This is a genomic window from Clostridium sp. CX1, assembly GCF_025398335.1.
In the GTDB taxonomy this organism is placed as follows: domain Bacteria; phylum Bacillota; class Clostridia; order Clostridiales; family Clostridiaceae; genus Clostridium_AM; species Clostridium_AM tanneri.
Map to the genome: position 1 here is coordinate 60,675 of NZ_JAODOO010000014.1, position 19,072 is coordinate 79,746.

The following is a 19,072-nucleotide window of genomic DNA, read 5'->3' on the forward strand; positions in this document are numbered from 1 at the left end:
TTTTTTGGATAACATATAGTATAATCTATACGTTATGTATGAGGAGGTGAGATTAAATGGAATATACAATTTGTGAATTATTTGCTGGGGTTGGTGGGTTTAGAGTTGGTTTTGAAAAGAGTTATCCACATTGGAGAACGGTTTGGGCAAACCAGTGGGAACCTAGTAAAAAAGTTCAATATGCGTTTGAATGTTACAAGCACCATTTTCAAGCCTCTGGTGGAATAGATGACTTTAGCAATATAGATATTGCTAAAGTTCCGGCCAATCACATTCCAAATCACACAGTATTGGTTGGGGGATTCCCATGCCAAGATTATTCAGTAGCTAGTACTGGTGCTAAAGGAATACAAGGCAAAAAGGGTGTACTTTGGTGGGAGATTAAAAGGATTTTAGAAACTAAGAGACCGCCATTTGTGCTTTTAGAAAATGTTGATAGATTACTAAAATCACCTGCAGCACAGCGAGGACGTGATTTTGGAATCATAATAAACTGTCTTGGAAAATTAGGATACTCTGTTGAGTGGAGAGTTATAAATGCCGCAGAATATGGATTTCAGCAAAGAAGAAGACGTACATTCATTTTTGCAGTACATAATTCAACTAATTATTATGAAGAATTAGGAAGACAAGGTGTGTATGAAGAACTTCAATATTTAGGATTTTTCAGTTCTATATTTAATGTAGAAACTTTTCCACAAGAATCTATCAATAGTATAGATATAAAAGAAAAATATGATTTGGATACACTTAAGATTTCTAATAATTTCAAATTTGAATTTAAAAATTCTGGTATTTATAGAAATGGAGTAATATATACAATGGAAACTATTCCAAGAAATTTGTTAACAGAACATCAAATAACATTACAAGATATATTAGAAAAACATGTAGATAAAAAATACATTTTATCTGATGATGATTTAGAAAAATGGACTTATATGAAAGGGCCAAAAGCAATTGAAAGAACTTCTAAAGAAGGTCATAAATATATGTTCAGAGAAGGTGGGATAGCATTTCCGGATCCTATAGATAAACCAGCACGTACTATGTTGACAAGTGAGGCAAGCAAAAATAGAAGCACTCATGTTGTTTCTGACATTGCAACTGGAAAGTTAAGATTATTAACTCCGTTAGAATGTGAAAGAATAAATGGATTTCCAGATAATTGGACTGATACAGGAATGACAGAATCATTTAGGTATTTTTGCATGGGCAATGCATTAGTTGTAAATTTAATAGAGCATATGGGAAGAAAGTTGCAACAGATAGTAGAAGAGGAAGACTAAGAAAATAGTCTTTCTTTTTTCTATAATTAGAATTTATTTAAAGAACTATATTTCAATAATACCCGATTATAATTTAAAATATTCAGAACTATATAGACAAGCATTATTTATATGTTATAAAATTCAAATAGGATTATATTGGTATAATTATATGAGTTTTATAAGGAGAAAAGTAATGGCAGGATATATAATGAGTTTAAAAAAGCCTAAAAGCAAAAAAATATCTATAACGCAACCTTTAGAAGAGTGCATTAAGAAGGGGGTTTATTCTACTAAACTGAGTAAACCGGAAAATAATATATGGAAAATCCACCATGAAGCCACTATTGCTGATTATGCTACTATGAAAGAGGGGGACAATATATATTTTTTTATTAATAGAAAGATATATGGCATTGGAAGATTAAAGAATATTGAAAATGACTGCAAATTTAGTAATTATTTAGATTCATCTAAACCCATAAATAGTAGATATAAAGATATTAAAAATGAGTTATTAGTTGACTTTGGAGAGGAAAGTGTCGATAACAGATGAATTTGTATATTTGAACCTAATCCTTATTTTTTTATTCAAGGTGTAGACATGGATGATGTACTAGCTTATAATCCATTAAAATTTAAGATGCTGAGGGCATTTTCTAAATTATCTTTTATAAAAATAGACGATGAAGAGAATAAAGCTCTCAGAGATATTATATTAATGCATAATGAAAATTGTTTGAACATGCCTAATTCTAATGATATTTTTAGTTTTGACAATACTATTCATAATAAGATTATTAGTAAACTTAAGAAAAATAATTATAAATTAAATATGGTAGATATCCTTGATGCTTGTTCAAATTCTAATTTATTAGAGCATGAAATGGCTCTTGAATCAGGAACATTACACCAATTAGCAAATAATGATACTAATACTATAAATACATTTGGAGAATGGGATTATATAAGCCATCAAGTAATCGCATCACCATTTAAACCATTAGAATATGTGGATAAAATGGACATATTTGGCTATAAATATATACCAGGATTTCCAGGTACTATTTCTAAGTACTTACTTGTGGAATTAAAAAAAGGAGTAGCTTTAGTAGAGGATATAGAACAAGTTATGAAATATGTTGATTGGATTAACCAAGAATATTCTTTTGGAAATTATTCTATGATAAATGCATTTTTAGTTGCTAAAAGCATAAACAAATCGGTGATTGAAACTAGAGATTCGTTAGCTAGAAGAAATTACCTTATAGGAAGAAGACCAGCTAAGTCAGCTGTGTGGAGTAATCTAAAATTGGTAGAGTATAATTTTGATATAGCAACTAATTCGATAAAGTATACAATCATATAGAAATTAAAAGCATATAAATATATAAGTAAAGACGAAAAAGTTTTGTTATGAGTTAAAGAAGATTAATCTTATGATAATTTAGATTAGTTTCGTAACTATGGAAAAATAGGTAAGAAGATTTATTTTACAGTAAAAGAATTTAATGTATAAATAATTATAATACAAAATCAATAACCACCGATTCTATTGCATCGGTGGTTTCTATCATATCTTCCCTAAAAAATTAGCCTGTGGGACATAAGTAACATTTAATTTATATCCTCTACTATTTAATATCTATGCCTTTATCATTGCAAGTTCAGTATGTACACCAAGTACACTAGCTATATGATTAAATGAAAAAGATTTGAAGGAACTAAAGGAAATATTGGAAGAAAAATTAGAGCTGTACTATAAGGAGAGGATTTCTACTGTGGAGGATAACAAATTAAAAGAGCTTTTTCAATATATTATAAATAGCTATGTAAATGCTCGAAGAAGAGAAGAATTTAAAGGTCATAAATTAGGTGAGATAATAAGAAATCAAATTCCAACTTTCCTGAAAAAGTTAGATTTTATTGATAAAGATAAATATGAAATAAAAGGCTCCATCGGTTAAGGAAACTGGGCAAAGGTTCCTTGGATTGATATAATGAATAAATCCATCACTACCTCAACACAAAAAGGTGTATACGTTGTTTATTTATTTTCTGAGAATATGGATAAGGTATATTTGACATTAAATCAAGGTGTAACTGAGTACGTCAATAATTATAAAAGAGCAGCAAATGAGAAATTACAAGAAAATGCTGATAACATTAGGAAAATGATAGGTTTAGATAATAAAGATATAAAAAGGCCAATATCCTTAGGAGATGGAGATCTAGGAAAATCCTATGAAGCTGGATCTATTACAACAGTAGAATATGATGCAAATAATTTGTCAGATGATAGTATTTTGAAGGAAGATCTGTTATCAATAATGAGTTATTATGAATCGTATGTAAGTAGCATTAATACAGTGGATATAGATATGGAGAGAGAATTAAGTCATAGTGATATTATTAAGCACATACATAAATATATAATATCAAAAGGATACATCTTTAGCCCAGATTCAATCAAAAATTTCCACCTCTCCCTAAAAACAAAACCCTTCGTCATTCTAGCAGGTATCAGCGGTACAGGTAAATCAAAAATCGTAAGGCTATTTGCAGAAGCCATAGGAGCTACTACTAATAACGGCAGATTCAAAATGATTTCAGTGAAACCAGATTGGAATGACAGCACTGAGTTATTTGGCTACAAAAATATAAATGACGAATTTATTCCCGGGCAGCTTACAGAGATAATAAAAGAAGCTGCAGAAAATAATTCTATGCCTTATTTTGTCTGCATAGATGAAATGAACTTAGCTAGAGTTGAATACTACCTAAGTGAATACCTAAGCCTTATTGAAAGCAGAAGAGTGCAGGGAGGTAAGATTGTTACAGATAATATATTTAACAGCAACTTCATTAATAATGAGTATGGCAAATCATATATACCTGAAAACTTATATATAGTGGGAACAGTAAATATGGATGATACTACATTCCAATTCAGTAGAAAGGTACTAGACAGAGCTAATACCATAGAATTTTCAGAAGTGGATTTAAATCAGTTGTTTCTGGATAGCCAAGAAGTTGATGAAGTAACTGGTGAGAATGTGAATAACAGCTTCATCAAAACTAACTATTTAAACATAAATGATATAGAAGAAGAGTATAGAGAGTATGCAGTTTCCATCAATAATAATATAGTTAAAATAAATGATATACTTAAAAAGGCTAGAAAGCATTTTGCCTATAGGGTTAGAGACGAAATAATATTTTATATGGTAGAAAACAAGAAATTGGAACTTTTAAATGAAAATACGGCTTTTGACTGTCAAATAATGCAGAAGATACTGCCTGCCATAAGTGGAAGTGAAGTTATAATAAAAGATGTTTTAGTAGACTTATTTAACTTCTGTTTAGGAAAAGAAGCTGTATTATCAGATATTAATTATTTATAAGACGCTGAGAACTTCTTAAAAGATGCCATATATACTAAAAGTGCATCAAAAATATTAGACATGTTAAGAGGGTATAAATATGATGGCTTTGCAACGTACTGGTTCTAGTAAAACTCTTTTATATATTGAAACTACTGACTTTAAATTATATATAACAGGAAATTTATATAATAAAAAGTTTCAGTATATTAATGCAAATTTTAATTTAGAAGCTCATTTATTTGTAGATAGTGATATATATGATCCTCAGATCAAAACTTCCAATGATGAAGGGGAATTATTTGAAAATAGTGGAGCTGCCATGAGACCTTCCTTTTTTGAGGATGGCATATATCAGATTTTTATAGAAAACTATACAGAGGAAACTTTGGAACTGGACCATATAGATAAAGAAATTACAGAAGGTATAACATATATAGGAAACAATCTAATTGGAAGCTTCGGTTTCAATGGAGACATAGGCCATTCAACTTTTAAAGTCAAGAAGAATAATAAAGAGGTGCTAACTTTTACTATAGAGATATTTCCATCTAAGATGGATTACATGAAGGACTATAAGGAAATATTAAATGAAGTTAATGAAGAAATAGCCTCAATGGTATTTGATTTTTTAGGTAAAACCTTTCAAACTGCTGATTTAAAAGAAATTCCTAACCAAACTGGTATAGAATTCACAGGTATTCTTATGAAAATCTATGAACAGTTAGAAAAAGCTATAAAGAGAATTGAGAGCTACCCTAAGCACGGTGTTATAAATAGGGAAGAAACTAAAAGCGTAGATAGAGCTAAGAAGGTATCTAGAAATACCATAGATTATATAAGAAAACACAATAATAGTCTTATGAAATCTGCTAGGGGGATTATGGAAATTGAAGGAGAGAGGTATACTCCCACTAAGGTAGTTGAGATAAAAAAATCCACAACCTTTGATATATATGAGAATCAATATGTAAAGTTTATGCTTAAGAGCATTGTTATCAGGGTCAAACAGATAAAGAACAATATAGCTAATATGTACGGAGAAGAAAATGAGTATTTTAAAGCATTGACATTAGTTGAAAATAGGTTATTAAGACATCTTAATGGATTTTTTAAGAACATGTCAGATATCCAGGGTAGGAAAAGTATGTCTCTGGTATTTAAAATGTCTAGCGGTTATAAAGAGATCTACTATTATTATGTGATGCTGAAAAAAGGCCTAGACATAAGTGAAGGTCTTTATGAAATGACACCAAAGAAGCTGTGGAAGCTATACGAGATATGGTGTTATATGAAGCTTCACAGCATATTAAGTGAAATGGGCTTTGTAACTGTTAAAAATGGGATAATAGAAACAAAAGATAATGGCATAACATTATCTCTTACTCAAAATAAAGAAGCTAAGACCACATATATAAGCAGGAATGGAAGCAGTGTTGATTTATGGTACAACAAAGTTTATTCTAGGCTTCCAACCTCTACCCAGAGGCCAGATACTGTTCTTTGTCTTAGAAATAATCAAGATAAATCCAGGGTTTACATCTTTGATGCTAAATATAGGTTAAGCATAGATGATAAAAATATTATCGGACCAATGGAAGATGATATAAACGTAATGCATAGATATAGAGATGCCATAGTTAGTGAAATGGATGAAAGCATTCAGTTTAAGTATAATACCTTTGGCGCTTACGTTATGTTTCCCTATTCAAATGAAGAAGAGTTTAAAAGTCATAAATTTTACAAAAGTATAGAAAAAGTTAATATTGGTGCTTTTCCCATGCTTCCAGGCAGCACTAATCTAATAAAGAATCACCTTTATAAAATACTAAATGAATCTTATATCGAATCCCAAAGTAAGCTTCCTACTTACGAGGTGGAAGATGATTATTATAAATTTAAGAATACCAATGTGATGGTGGCTAATGTAAGTGATAGAGAGCATTTAAAGGTCTATATAAAAGATAAATTCTATCATATACCAGCTAAAGTGTTATCTAACGTTAGATTAGGTGTAGAATACATTGCCTTTTATCAATCGAAGAATTATTTTGGAGATAACTCAGGCGTATATTACTATGGGAAGATAAAAGAAATAGGAAGATATAAGAGAAAAGATTGTGCAGAGTTAGCCCTTAAAAAAGGCAGTGGGGAAGAAGAGTACTTAAGATTTGAATTAGATGAGATATTGCCCGTGGGACCAATATCTACAGTAGAATATGGCGTGGAACTAATAACTTATACTACTATGTATCTACTGAAGAATGCAGAAACTATCCATGAATTGAGTTTTAAAAGCAGAATTGAAATAAGGTTGTATAAGCTTTTAAAGGAAGTGAGTAATGCTAAAGGGTTGAGAATATTGAGACGTAAGGATCATTTTATGCTGGGGGATATAAAAATAGAGATTTTGAATTCTAAGAAGTTGAGGGTAGATGGAAAGCTAGTTGATATTGATAAAATACTGGAGTATTTTAGTAGGCAATAAGCTCTAAGTTAAGCTCTTGATCTTTGGCAACAAAAATAAAGCAGAAGATTTCAGGGATAGCACCTGGTTTTGCTTTATGAATCGCTTAACAGATGAACTTCCGCTATCAAAATTCAGTTACAAAATGTGTAAAATTAAGTATACGATGTTCAAGAAAACATTTTGAAAAAGGCATCAATAACTATAAAAAGAATATAAAACACTAGGTGAATTAATATGGGAGAAAGTAACTTTAGAAACAAAAACATATACACTTATAGACGTAAACAACAAATCATATGAAAGTGAAACAAAAGGAAAATTAGGAGGACACAAGCGTCTAAAAATCTATGGCAGACTAGACTGCCCATCTGCACTGCGCCACATAACAAATGGTAATTATGTAAAACATCGTGTGTTTTTTGCAGATGAAGAAACAGCAATTGCAGCTGGATATCGTCCCTGTGCTCGTTGTATGCCAAAAGAATATAGTGAATGGAAAAAGAATAAAGATAGATGATACCTAATAAAATTTATTAATTAATTTTGCCTATATCACCCCTAACTGTATATATACTAAGTGAAAGGGGTTGATAAATATGGCTGCAACAGCAACAAAGCTACAGACTACACTAATAGTAAAATATATAGATGGTGTAGATCCAAAGGGAAAGGAAATAATTAAAAGTCAGAGGTTTTCAAAGGTGAAAACCAATGCTGCAGAACAGGACCTTTTCGATGTGGCAAAAGAGGTAGAAAAGCTTATAGGGAAAACCTTAGATGAAATAATAAGAGAAGATGAAAGTGGCATTACAAATGTCTAAGGTTAAAGAGCAGAAAAGGTAGGGAACTGAAATTACAGGACTTCTTCTACTTTAGAAGGGGTCCAAGCTAGGAAACTAAATTATTTTTATGAACTATTCCGCCTACAAAGGTGAGAGGTTTTATGTCTATTACTATAAATTTTATTAAAAGGGGGAAAAACTATGGCTAAAACACTAGTTATGAATTTTTTAAATGAAGAAGGAAAGAAAACTGCTATAAGAGTTAACAACATAAGAGAAGATATCACAGATCTTGAGGTAAGTGCTGCTATGGACGTAATAATTCAAAAGAACATTTTTTCATCCACTGGTGGAGACTTAAAGTTTAAGGACTCTGCATCAATTACAGACAAAACTTCTTCAGAGTTATCTGTAAAATAGCGATGAACTACCACTACTTATATAAGCTAGTGGTGATCCAGTAAATACTGAAAATTAGAAAGTTAAAGAATGATAAGGCACAGGCTAATTTACAAAAACTAGAATTGGTTTTAAGTAAATCTACTGTGCTTTTTCTATACACTACATTAGTAAAGAAGGTGGGTTAAATGAGTAGTGAGTTGTTAAATCTTATAGCAAATGTTGGTTTTCCCATAGCGGTATCTATATATTTGCTAGTTAGGTTGGAAGCAAAGCTGGAAGTTTTAACAGTGAGTATAAATAATTTATCTAATGCTATTAAAAGTAATTAGATGAGAAAAAATTGGAGTTTCTTTGACTTTAAAAAAGAGGAAGTAATATGCTAATTTTCGCAGAGAACTTCCTCTTTTATTATTTCAAGGCTATTTAAATCAATTAACATTACATAAAGATTAGCATTAAGAGATTTGGGCTTATTATTAAGTACCACACTATATTCTTTTTGTGAAGTAACCACAACTGTTATTTTCTCATTTGTTTTAAAAGAATTAAGGGTAAGATGTCCTAAAAAATTCAAAAAAATATTCTTATTGACTGCCTCCATAAATGCTACATACCATCTGCGGTAGGAACCATCCTTAAAATCAACTATTAAGGTGAAAAGGCCTAAGTTCTTTCCAGGAGGAGTAATTGACTTTACATTTTCTAGTGAAAATAAATAGGGGGTAAGGGTTTGATGAAACTTTTTTTCTATACTTAGGTTTTTATTGCTGATCTCATCTTTGTTTTCTATGTCATTAATATGGCCAGCAGCTATCATAAAATCCTTATAGGTTACACCATTATGGGCTAGTTGAGATAGTTTAGCTATAGTGGCTGGTGAAGGAGGGGTATCTAGTAATTTACGTAATAATCGAGATATGTGGGCAGGACTTAAGCCAACTTCAGAAGCATATCTTGTTATTGACCTATCACCTCTTGCCTTTTCTAATAAATCTGCAAACTCTTGTTTATTAAAAGTCATATTACCACCTTACCTTTATTCCTTATATAAAAAGTTGTCAATTACATTATTATAATTAAATATCTACAATTATCTATAATTATCTATAATTGTAGATAATTATAATTTATTATATCAAGTACATTGCCTGTAGTCAAAGAATGTTCAAATTATAACCTAACCAAAAGTCATTTGTAATGAAATTATTTATAATATGGTATTGTTCTGCTAAAAACAGATTGCGTTGCATATAGTCAACAAAAACTTGATAAATAAGAAATAATAATATTGACTAAAATTAATAAAAATAATATAATATTATTGTAATAATATGACATATTTAATCTAATATGGGAGATACGGGAGGGAGTCAATGGAAATGAGAGAGTATATCATATATTTACTGGAGAACTATAATAAAATTTCTTGCGACATAAAACAATTGCAATTCGAGCTAGAAACCTTTCAGAATTTACTTCCAGAAGAAATGATTGAGTCAATGAACTTTTCATCAAATTTTGAGAGAAAAGCTCATTCCTGTTCATTGTCAGATAAAACCAGTACAATTGCTATCATATATGAAAAATTATCTCAAAGAGTAAATAAAGAAGCTGAGGAAGAAATCATAAAAAAAATAAAAGCCTCTAAGTATGAACTAGGAAAACTTGATTACTGTATTGGCAGATTAGATCCTAAAATCAAAGATGTTATAAAAGGATATTACTTAGATAAAAAATCCTGGGGACACTTAAAAGGTGAGTTGTTTATGAGTGATAGTGTACTAAATCGAAATAGAAAAAAAGGTATAGATAAACTTGCAGAAATGTACAGCATAGGGATTTAATTTGCCTGGTAAATATAGTGTTAAAAGTTATCAGGGAACTATTATACATAAAGTTTCGCTAGGGGTGGTATATCTACTCCTTTTTTTAAGTTAAAGGTGAGTAGAAAGGTAGTAAAAGGTTAGTAAGTAGATAGGATTTTAGTTGAAAATTGGTAGTACAACAGGAAAAAAACTATGTTATAATTAAAATGTAAATAGTTTACATAAATTTGAAATAAAGTAAAGAATGGTTAGTAAAAAACTTAAATATTATCTATAGCTTCTCAAAAATTTTGAGGGCTTTTTTTATTTTTAAGTTTTAGAAAAATTTTAGTTAATAAAATTGCTAAATAGATGGGGGGTTTTACAATTAGTGAAATGATGCTCATAGAAAAAATTCTTTTAGCTAAAACAGGAGACAAAAAAGCTATGGAAGATATAATAAAAAGCTATACTCCTTTTGTTATAAAGTCTGCAAGATGTACCTTTGTGAAAGGGTATGATATAGAAGACTTGATTCAAATTGGACAAGTAGCCATAATTAAAGCTGTGAATATGTTTGATGTGACTAAGAGTAGTGCCTTTACTGGATATGTTACCAATGCTATTGCTAGAAGCTTCTACGGTTTAATAAGGGACAACATAAAGGAAAACAGCTGCTGTAGCCTAAATAGTGCAAATGAGGATGGTAACCAATTTATAGTTGCTATACCTGCAGAGGAAAATATAGAAGAGGAACTTTTAAAAAAAGAAGAAAAGCTGCTGCTAAGAAAGGCTTTAGATAAGCTGCCAAAAGAGGATTTAGAGTTAATTAATTGGTTTTATTATGAAAATAAGACTTTGGAAAAATATGCAGAGTTTAAAGGTATATGTTACAGAACTGCTATAAATAGAAAAAGAAGAGTATTAAAAATACTAAGATTAAGTTTTGAAGATTAAAAGCTACTATAATTATTGATTTTTACAACAAAACCAATGTGATTGAAATAGTTTTGGGGGGATAAGATTGAACAGATCGCTTGTAGAGGACAATACGGTAATAATTTTCAATCCTAAATTAGCAAAGCTTATAGGGATGAATGAAGCTATAATTTTAAGCCAAATAAATTATTGGTTAGAAAAAAGTACTAATATTATTGAAGGCAGAAGGTGGGTATATAATACTTATGAAAATTGGCAGGAACAAATTTATGTTTTATCAGTAAGTAGTATAAGGAAGGCAATAAAAAATCTTGAGTCTATGGGTATTGTGATTTCAGCTAACTTTAATAAGTGCAAGATGGATAAAACAAAGTGGTATACTATAGATTTTGCTTTAATTCAGCAGTTGTATCATAAAGCTTATGGTAATTGTAATAACTCCAGTGTTACGAAAGAGCAGAAGGACTGCTTAAATTTAGTACAGGAAGAGTTAAGTTCTAACAAAGCAATACCAGAGATTACTACAGATAGTATAGAAGAAGAGGAAGAAGGGGTTAAGCAGCCTGAGAAAGCCAAGCCTAGAGGAGAAGATGAAAACAGAATTTTATCTAAAGGCAGAGAAGAGAACTCAGAAGCCTTTAAAAAAGTAGTTGACTACTACAGTGCTAATATAAGGTTTCCTGGTTCTTATGATTTAGAAAAAATACAGTTTCTCTGTGATGAGTTTAAGAATCCAGAGCTTATTATTCTTGCCATAAAAGAATCAGTGGAAAGCAACGTAAGAAATTTAAGGTATGTAGAAAAGATATTATATAACTGGCAGGATAAGGGGGTAAAAACTTTGAGGGAGGCGGAATTAGTTATTAACAACTATAAAAAGAGAAAGGGGGATAAGAAAAATGAAGGACTTAAAGGAATCAATGGGGAAAATAGAGGGGGTAATTCAAAGAGTCCGAAAACAAATAAGGGAAAATGGACAGGCTATAAACCACCAGAACCAAGAATCTTATCAGACACAAATGAAGATGAGCTTATCTAATCATTCTGATATTAACAAAGAGGAATGTCCAGCTTGTGGGGGAGCAGGTTTTGTTATAAAGAAAAGTTCCAAGTATCAAGATACTATAGTTTTTTGCCAGTGTAGAGAAATGGACAAAGCTCTTCTGATATGGAAAAATTCCGGGCTTCAAATGGAAAGGAATACATTGACCTTTGCTAATTATAAGCCCTATAATGAAGTCACAAAAAAAGCAAAAAACACTGCTATTGAGTACTTTAAGCAGTTTAATAGCATTAGAAACACTAGAAAAAACAGCATAGCTTTTCTAGGACAAGTTGGAAGCGGTAAATCGCACTTGACTGTGGCATTGGGAGTAAATCTCTTATCGAAGGGAATTAAGGTTGTTTATATGTCCTATAGAGATGAAATTTTAAAAATAAAACAAAATATCCTAGATGAAGATTACTATGCCCGTTTTATAGGAAGATACAAAAACTGTGAGGTACTATTGATTGATGATTTGTATAAGGGAAAAATAAATGAGTCAGATATTAACATAATCTTTGAAATAATTAATTATAGGTATATGAATAAATTGCCTATTATTATATCATCGGAATTTAATGCAGAAAGTCTTTTATCTTTTGATGAAGGAGTAGGCAGCAGAATTATTGAGATGTGTAAGAATTATATTGTGCAGATTGAAGGAAAGGAGAATAATTATAGAATATCAAGCTCCATGTGAAAATTATATTGGATTGGCAATAAGAATTTGCAACCCAACCTTGAAAAAATTAAAAAAGCACTGAATGATAGGAAACTTCTATCTTTTAATTATTCCAACCGTAATGGGCAAAAAAGTAGTCGGAAGGTTGAACCCTATCGGCTGGTGTTAAAAAAATCACGCTGGTATTCACAAGGCTACTGCGTTTCCAAGCAGGATTATCGTGTCTTTAAACTTTCTCGTATTTCAACCTTTGAAATTCTTGATGAAATATTTATCCTTGGAGAATTGATAAATATTAGTAATTCATTGCAACACAAAGCCTACTTGTTTGATACCTGATAAAGAGTGATTTCCTTTATTGTATGTATTTTGTTATAATTACGGTAAAGGTAAAGAAAGGTGAATCGGTATGTATGCTAAGAATATACACTACACAGAAGAAGATTTTGAAAATATTCAGGCTAATTATAATGGTAAAGCTGAATATAGTAACGGATATATTGTATTATCAGCTAATACTTCCATTCAACATAATAAAATAATATCAAGGCTAAATTTTAAGTTCTAGGATTGCCTCTTTGCTATAAAATAGGAAGTTGATTCGCTATTTTCCAAGGGTAAAAGATATTTTGTGAAAGATTATAAGGATAAGCTATTTGATATGGAGTATTAAATGGAAGGAGCATAAAAATGAATATAGTTATAAGACAAGAACAAGAAAAAGACATAAGCACTATTTACAGTGTAGTAAAATTAGCCTTTGAAAAGGTAGAACATTCTGACGGTGACGAGCAAAACCTGGTTAACCGTCTCAGAAACAGTGAAGCGTTCATTCCGGAACTTTCACTTGTGGCAGAGTTGGATGGCGAAATTGTGGGGCATATACTCTTTACAAAAATTAAAATTTGTGAAAATATTTCTCTGGCTCTTGGGCCTTTGTCTGTTGTTCCTGAGTTGCATGGCAAAGGGATTGGAGGAAAGCTTATTATAAAGGGACATGAAATTGCAAAAAACTTGGGGTTTGGTTCTGTAATTGTACTTGGACACCCGGCTTATTATCCTCGTTTTGGATATGTCCCTGCAAGTAATTGGGGCATAAAGGCTCCCTTTGAAGTGCCGGATGAGTGTTTTATGGCGATGGAGCTGATCGAGGGGAGCTTAAAAAGTGTAAGTGGTGTAGTTCAATATGCTAAAGAATTTTTTGAGAGGTAATCAGGAAAGCATATTTTTTCTAATGATAATTATGTAAAAATAATCTAAAAGCCAATGCCTAATAATACTAAGCATTGGCTGAAAATTTCTAAATATAAACTCCAAAATACCGGTGCTCCAATTTTGACACCTATCTCTCGATAGGTGGGTGTCCTCACAGATGTCTCAATCGCCTTCAATGCCATAAAAGGACTCACAAGAAGGTACATTTCCTCATCTAAATATTGGACTCCCGAAGTTTAAATGTAGGTTCAAAATAGGAGCTTAGCGAATATTTCAGAAAAAATAATCTATGTACATCGTGCACCCACCGTTGACAATTAGTCTACTAGCGTTACTAATCCAGTTAGCTCAAATCAGGTTTATCCACGGCACTCAGAAGTTATCACTTACCGCTGCTTCCTTCCGGACCTGACGGACTTCATGAGCTTCTGCTGCATGGGACCCAATTCTCAATACCACTTTGATCAGTCAGACCTAACAGATTAAAGTCTAAAGTGGGAATTCAATCCTGCTGTAGCGGATTGCAGGTTACAGGGCACCGCTGGCTCCCCATCTAGCACGAATTCTATCTTTAATTAAGTTATTTCCTCGTTGCTAGATTATAATAACATAACTAAAGTTCTTATTCAAGGGATATATGTTTGGTAATTTAAACCTAATATTCATATATTTTTATAACAGCTTTAATTGAAAGGAGAGTTTCTAATGAAGATTCTTATTATTTGTTCTAAAACTGGAAGTAAGTTTTCACAAACTGAAAATTCTATAAAAACAGATGGATTAGTTGCAAATGAGAGGATTATTCCACTGTTAAAGGAGCTTGGATACATAGACAATGTAGTTCAGATATTAGAACTTCCTAATACTTATCCAATCCTTATAGATGACCCCTTGGAGTATCTGCCAGATAAATTAGAAAAACATGATATAGCTATTGCCATAGGTATACATGAAGATATATTAATGGAGCTGCCTAGACTTATAAGTTTAAGCGAAGGAAAGGCGCTTTTGGTACCATTAGAAAGTAAGGACTGGCTGTCAAAGTGGGTGAGAGATAAAACCATAGAAGAATGCAAAAAGTATAAGCTTGAATATGCCTTCCCTAAGCCTTTTTGCGCCCTTGAATATGGTGAATTTAAAGTAGTAAACCAGTTTATAGAAAAGTTTAAGATAGGTAAGCCAAAGTACAGGCTGTATGTTGACAAAAACAACAAAATAACAAAGGCAGAGATTCTAATTACTACTCCCTGCGGCAATCTGTATAATATAGCAAAGAAACTAGAAGGTAGTATAATAGATACAGAAGCTAAGGATATAGCAGCTAGATACTGGCATGGTTTTTCTTGTCTTGGAGATGTTTATAGGGACGCTGAATTAGGTGATACTGTAGTGCATGTAGCAGGACACATACATTATAATGCTATAGATGAGGCTGAAATAGTAGAAGAGGTAGCAAGAATAGGGATACTATGAGCCATTAAGTAATCTAAAAGAGATTTTAAATATATGAAAACTAGTAATTAATGATTATATTTTAGTTTATATATAGTATAGAGTTATAAAATAAAATTGTATATATTTGAGGTGAGAAATATGCCAGGGGAAATTTTTGAGGGGTTTAATCCTAATGATCCAAGAACAGATGGTGAAACATATTTATTAAATGTATTTAGGAGCAGTCCACGTTTTCATGGGTGGGGAATATTTGAGCAGCCCCATATAAATTCTATGAAGCCAGATTTCATTTTACTTCATCCTGAACGTGGAATTATTATTATAGAGGTTAAGGACTGGAATTTGGATTTAGATGTTTATGAAAATGGTGGATATATTCGGGGAACAGATGGACAAGCACATAAAAAGAATCCAATTAATCAAGTAGAAAACTATAAAAAAAGTATTCTAAAAGCAGAATTGAATAATAGTGTTTATCTTGCTGAGAACTTTGAAAATTACTATGGTTGTATAGAAACTGTAGTATATTTTCATAGAGCATCTAAAGCACAGGTATTAGCTTTCTGTGGGTATGGAAATAAGTATACAAAAATTTGGACAATGGAAGATATTGAATACATTAAAAATGCACAAAACAAGTTAACAGCAATAAAACATACCTACGCATTGGCTATGGAGCATTCAAAATATAATAATAATGGTTTATTGCAGCAGTTAGTAGAAGAGTTAGCCAAGCATTTACAGTATTCAGACTATAATCATGAGCGTAAGCAACCCTATATTTTAAAGGGAGCACAAAAAGATTTGGCGGATCTTAATCCCGGAACTATTCGTAGATGGAGCGGCGTAGCAGGATCAGGAAAATCATTGATTTTAGCAGAAAAAGGTGTAAAAGCATTAAAGGAAAATAACCGTGTACTTATTTTAACCTTTAATATTACTTTACGTCATTATTTAAGAGATTTATGCAGCCAGCAATTTGGAACAGAGAAATACGATGGAGAACGGAAAAAATTACGAAGAGATTTGACCATTATACATTTCCATGAATTATTGAAAGTCATAATGACAGAACATGAAATTGAAGTAGACTTTGATGATAATAGAAAAGAGTTCACAGAAAGATGGATGGGTGCTATTAATGAATATTTAGCTAAAAATCCTAAAAAGGATCAATTTAATTACGATTATATATTAATTGATGAGGGACAAGATTTTAAAGGGGAATGGATTCGATTTATAAAACAATTTTTCACTGGGAAAGGGGAACTCTTTATTGTTTACGACAAAGCTCAAGATTTATTTGAGCACGGCGTGTGGATTGAGGACTCTGAGCAGATTAAGAATATTGGATTTAAGGGGAGACCGGGCAATTTAAAATATACATATCGTTTACCAGAGGGGATTGTCCAAAAAATACATGTAGTTCGTCAGCAATTACATATTGATGGAGAAGATATTTTAGTACCACGTGATAAACAACAGATTTCTTTATTACAAACAGCCTTCTGGTTTAACTATAGGGCCAATTATAATATTGAAAAATTGTATCAGCTTGAGCATCATATAAAAACTTTATGCCAAAGCAATGATTGGGAAGATATTACGATTCTCACAACTAATGAAAATACAGGTGCAGAAATTGTAGAGTATTTTGAGAATAAAGGTATTCGTACATCTCATGTATATGATTTACAGAGGCATAGAGATATTGAACGCCGACGCTCTGAAAAGTGGAGATTTCGTGGAGGTACTGGAAGGCTTAAAGTTAGTTCTTATCACAGCTATAAAGGATGGCAAACACCTAATGTTGTATTAGTTTTAGATTCACCTTCTACAAGGTATGTAAATGGGAAAATTTACTGCGATGTACCAAATTCTCAATCAATAAAAGATGCGGTATTTATTAGTATGTCCCGTGTTAAGGAAAAAGCAACAACAGGAGAGTACTCCTTCATTTGCCTTAATTACTTGCCAGAATATGACCACTTAATGTCATCCTTTGATAATCTATTCTAAAAGATATTATGTCAAATAAACTTATAATTAAGCGATATTATGCAAAAGGGATATCTTTTAAATAAATTAATGAAATATTGTTTATTAAATCTATGCGTATAAAATGTTATCATGTGATAACATTTTATTGAATTTGGTTATAATATACTATATACTTAGCATAAAGCATATTTTCAAGGAAGGACGGAGCTTAATGGCAGTTCAATCAACTATAGAAGAAATAAACAGCTTCCTTGTGGAGGTTAAATCACTTATAGCGGCCGGATATTATGATTTTATTCCTAGACCTAAAAACAATTTAACTAATCTCGGAATAAACTTAAAAATTGCATTAGATATAATATTAAACTTGACATATAAGAACTATTTTAATGGTCCCGAGCAGGATAATAATCCTAGATTCATAGGATTTATATGGGAATTTGGTAAGGATGAAGAACAGTACCAGATATACATAAAATTAAAAATAAAAGACACCAGTAGGGGAAAATTACTTTGCATTATGGGATTTCATAAAGCTGATTTTCCAATAAGATATTCATATAAGTAAGAGAGAGGTGTTCATCTTGAAAAAAGAATTGTTTTGCCATGTCTGTGATGATTATGAGGCTGTTGATATATTAAAAAGAAATGAGATATACAATGTTAAAGATGAAGAAGTAGAAATAGAAGCAGAGCTATGTATTTGTAAAACCTGTGGTGAAGAACTTTTTGACAAGGAATTAGATGAATTAAATATTGAAAGAGCCTTTGAAAAATATAGGAAAATGCATGGACTTTTATTACCTGTGGAAATTAAAGCTATTCGGGAAACCTATGGTTTAAGTCAAAGAGCTTTCTCCAAATTGTTAAAGTGGGGAGAAATTACGATGAATCGATATGAGATGGGTGCTATTCAAGACAAAGCTCATAATAACACACTCATACTTCTTAAAAATCCAAAGAATATGCTAGATATCTTGGACAATAATCCTAGTGTTTTGTCACCATCAAAAGAGAAGCTGCTTAGAGGAAAGATAGCTCAACTGCTATCAGAAAATGCTATATCTGAACTTGAGCATAATGTAGTAGAAAGTGTTAAACATAGAAACGACATTTATACCGGATTTAAATATCTAGATTATGAAAAATTTAAAAGTTTAGTAATATATTTTGCACTAAATGAGATAAAGCTTTTCAAGACTAAACTAATGAAACTGCTTTATTATACAGATAATATATACTTTAGAGAAAAAACAATTTCAATGACCGGCTTAGAATACGCACGTTTGCCTAGGGGGCCTGTTATCGAAAATAGGAATTTGCTACTAGGGCTTCTTGAAAAACAAGGTATTATTTCTATAGTTGAGGATGATGAAACAAACGGTGAATATATTATAGCTGAGGCAGATAGTTCAGATGTATATCTTGATGAAGATGAACTAGAAATAGCTGAAAAGATTAGCAATAAATTTAAACCTTTTAATTGCAGTGAGATTTCTGAGTATTCTCATAGAGAGAAAGGTTGGAAAGAGACCAACACCGGTTTTTTAATTTCATATGATTACGCAAAATATATAACTTTAGAATAGACTTAAAATCCACATAAAGTTTAAAAAAGACAAGTT

21 protein-coding genes, 2 other RNA genes and 1 pseudogene are annotated in these 19,072 nt (G+C 31.3%); 21 read left to right on the forward strand and 3 right to left on the reverse strand.

Translation table 11 applies throughout. The features are described 5' to 3' along the window. Window positions 1-56 precede the first annotated feature (56 nt). The 10 genes and pseudogenes from dcm to N4T77_RS14995 all read left to right on the forward strand — a co-directional run bounded on the left by dcm (window position 57) and on the right by N4T77_RS14995 (window position 8,634). Window positions 57-1,289: a DNA (cytosine-5-)-methyltransferase gene (gene dcm / locus N4T77_RS14950; RefSeq protein WP_261672633.1), complete on the forward strand. Its 1,233-nt coding sequence runs from the start codon at window positions 57-59 to the stop codon at window positions 1,287-1,289. 175 nt (window positions 1,290-1,464) lie between these two features. Beyond that, window positions 1,465-1,824: a hypothetical protein gene (locus tag N4T77_RS14955; protein WP_261672634.1), complete on the forward strand. Its 360-nt coding sequence runs from the start codon at window positions 1,465-1,467 to the stop codon at window positions 1,822-1,824. A gap of 48 nt (window positions 1,825-1,872) precedes the next feature. Beyond that, on the forward strand, window positions 1,873-2,637 hold the full coding sequence (locus tag N4T77_RS14960) for a hypothetical protein (protein WP_261672635.1): 765 nt from the start codon (window positions 1,873-1,875) through the stop codon (window positions 2,635-2,637). Window positions 2,638-3,049: 412 nt separating this feature from the next. Further along, window positions 3,050-3,610 (forward strand): annotated as a pseudogene (locus N4T77_RS14965) (DUF3578 domain-containing protein); the annotation flags it as partial. Window positions 3,611-3,649: 39 nt separating this feature from the next. Next, a complete protein-coding gene (locus tag N4T77_RS14970; RefSeq protein WP_261672678.1) occupies window positions 3,650-4,672 on the forward strand; it encodes an McrB family protein in 1,023 nt (340 codons plus the stop codon). 79 nt (window positions 4,673-4,751) lie between these two features. Next, entirely contained in the window at window positions 4,752-7,139 is a 2,388-nt protein-coding gene (locus tag N4T77_RS14975) for a restriction endonuclease-like protein (protein WP_261672636.1), read from the forward strand. A 256-nt stretch (window positions 7,140-7,395) separates the two neighbouring features. Further along, window positions 7,396-7,638: an Ada metal-binding domain-containing protein gene (locus N4T77_RS14980; RefSeq protein WP_261672679.1), complete on the forward strand. Its 243-nt coding sequence runs from the start codon at window positions 7,396-7,398 to the stop codon at window positions 7,636-7,638. Window positions 7,639-7,717: 79 nt separating this feature from the next. Continuing rightward, window positions 7,718-7,942: a DUF1659 domain-containing protein gene (locus N4T77_RS14985; protein WP_261672637.1), complete on the forward strand. Its 225-nt coding sequence runs from the start codon at window positions 7,718-7,720 to the stop codon at window positions 7,940-7,942. Between the two features lie 162 nt (window positions 7,943-8,104). Then, entirely contained in the window at window positions 8,105-8,323 is a 219-nt protein-coding gene (locus N4T77_RS14990) for a DUF2922 domain-containing protein (protein ID WP_261672638.1), read from the forward strand. A gap of 167 nt (window positions 8,324-8,490) precedes the next feature. Continuing rightward, complete coding sequence (locus tag N4T77_RS14995; protein ID WP_261672639.1) at window positions 8,491-8,634, forward strand: YvrJ family protein; 144 nt, start codon at window positions 8,491-8,493, stop codon at window positions 8,632-8,634. A 50-nt stretch (window positions 8,635-8,684) separates the two neighbouring features. Here the strand turns inward: N4T77_RS14995 and N4T77_RS15000 are convergent, their stop codons facing one another. Then, window positions 8,685-9,326, reverse strand: a complete 642-nt coding sequence (locus N4T77_RS15000; RefSeq protein WP_261672640.1) for a helix-turn-helix domain-containing protein — start codon at window positions 9,324-9,326, stop codon at window positions 8,685-8,687. 352 nt (window positions 9,327-9,678) lie between these two features. On the opposite strand from N4T77_RS15000, the gene N4T77_RS15005 reads away from it, so the two are divergent. The 7 genes from N4T77_RS15005 (at window position 9,679) to N4T77_RS15035 (ending at window position 13,988) form a co-directional block, all read left to right on the forward strand. Beyond that, entirely contained in the window at window positions 9,679-10,149 is a 471-nt protein-coding gene (locus N4T77_RS15005; protein ID WP_261672641.1) for a hypothetical protein, read from the forward strand. Window positions 10,150-10,482: 333 nt separating this feature from the next. Next, window positions 10,483-11,067: a sigma-70 family RNA polymerase sigma factor gene (locus N4T77_RS15010; RefSeq protein WP_261672642.1), complete on the forward strand. Its 585-nt coding sequence runs from the start codon at window positions 10,483-10,485 to the stop codon at window positions 11,065-11,067. Window positions 11,068-11,134: 67 nt separating this feature from the next. Continuing rightward, window positions 11,135-12,088 (forward strand): DnaD domain-containing protein, encoded by a 954-nt coding sequence (locus N4T77_RS15015; protein ID WP_261672643.1) that lies wholly within the window; start codon window positions 11,135-11,137, stop codon window positions 12,086-12,088. Further along, window positions 11,970-12,794 (forward strand): ATP-binding protein, encoded by an 825-nt coding sequence (locus N4T77_RS15020; RefSeq protein WP_261672680.1) that lies wholly within the window; start codon window positions 11,970-11,972, stop codon window positions 12,792-12,794. Before N4T77_RS15015 ends, N4T77_RS15020 begins: the two co-directional genes overlap by 119 nt. Window positions 12,795-12,821: 27 nt before the next feature. Continuing rightward, a complete protein-coding gene (locus tag N4T77_RS15025; RefSeq protein ID WP_261672644.1) occupies window positions 12,822-13,115 on the forward strand; it encodes a WYL domain-containing protein in 294 nt (97 codons plus the stop codon). A 70-nt stretch (window positions 13,116-13,185) separates the two neighbouring features. After that, window positions 13,186-13,344 (forward strand): hypothetical protein, encoded by a 159-nt coding sequence (locus N4T77_RS15030; RefSeq protein ID WP_261672645.1) that lies wholly within the window; start codon window positions 13,186-13,188, stop codon window positions 13,342-13,344. Between the two features lie 122 nt (window positions 13,345-13,466). Further along, window positions 13,467-13,988 carry a GNAT family N-acetyltransferase gene (locus N4T77_RS15035; RefSeq protein ID WP_261672646.1) on the forward strand — a complete coding sequence of 174 codons (522 nt, stop codon included), beginning with the start codon at window positions 13,467-13,469 and terminating at the stop codon, window positions 13,986-13,988. Between the two features lie 94 nt (window positions 13,989-14,082). On the opposite strand, the gene ssrS is transcribed toward N4T77_RS15035, so the two are convergent. Both ssrS and ffs read right to left on the reverse strand, forming a co-directional pair. Further along, window positions 14,083-14,274, reverse strand: a non-coding RNA gene (gene ssrS, locus N4T77_RS15040) — 6S RNA. Window positions 14,275-14,287: 13 nt separating this feature from the next. Continuing rightward, window positions 14,288-14,553: signal recognition particle sRNA large type (ffs, locus tag N4T77_RS15045), an RNA gene on the reverse strand. Window positions 14,554-14,696: 143 nt separating this feature from the next. Here ffs and N4T77_RS15050 point away from each other — a divergent pair. The 4 genes from N4T77_RS15050 (at window position 14,697) to N4T77_RS15065 (ending at window position 19,036) form a co-directional block, all read left to right on the forward strand. Continuing rightward, window positions 14,697-15,464: a DUF166 domain-containing protein gene (locus N4T77_RS15050; RefSeq protein ID WP_261672647.1), complete on the forward strand. Its 768-nt coding sequence runs from the start codon at window positions 14,697-14,699 to the stop codon at window positions 15,462-15,464. Between the two features lie 120 nt (window positions 15,465-15,584). Next, window positions 15,585-17,465, forward strand: coding sequence for a nuclease-related domain-containing DEAD/DEAH box helicase (locus N4T77_RS15055; RefSeq protein ID WP_261672648.1), 1,881 nt, complete (start codon window positions 15,585-15,587; stop codon window positions 17,463-17,465). Between the two features lie 193 nt (window positions 17,466-17,658). After that, window positions 17,659-18,015 (forward strand): hypothetical protein, encoded by a 357-nt coding sequence (locus N4T77_RS15060; RefSeq protein WP_261672649.1) that lies wholly within the window; start codon window positions 17,659-17,661, stop codon window positions 18,013-18,015. Window positions 18,016-18,031: 16 nt separating this feature from the next. Continuing rightward, window positions 18,032-19,036 (forward strand): type II TA system antitoxin MqsA family protein, encoded by a 1,005-nt coding sequence (locus N4T77_RS15065; RefSeq protein WP_261672650.1) that lies wholly within the window; start codon window positions 18,032-18,034, stop codon window positions 19,034-19,036. Window positions 19,037-19,072: the final 36 nt, after the last annotated feature.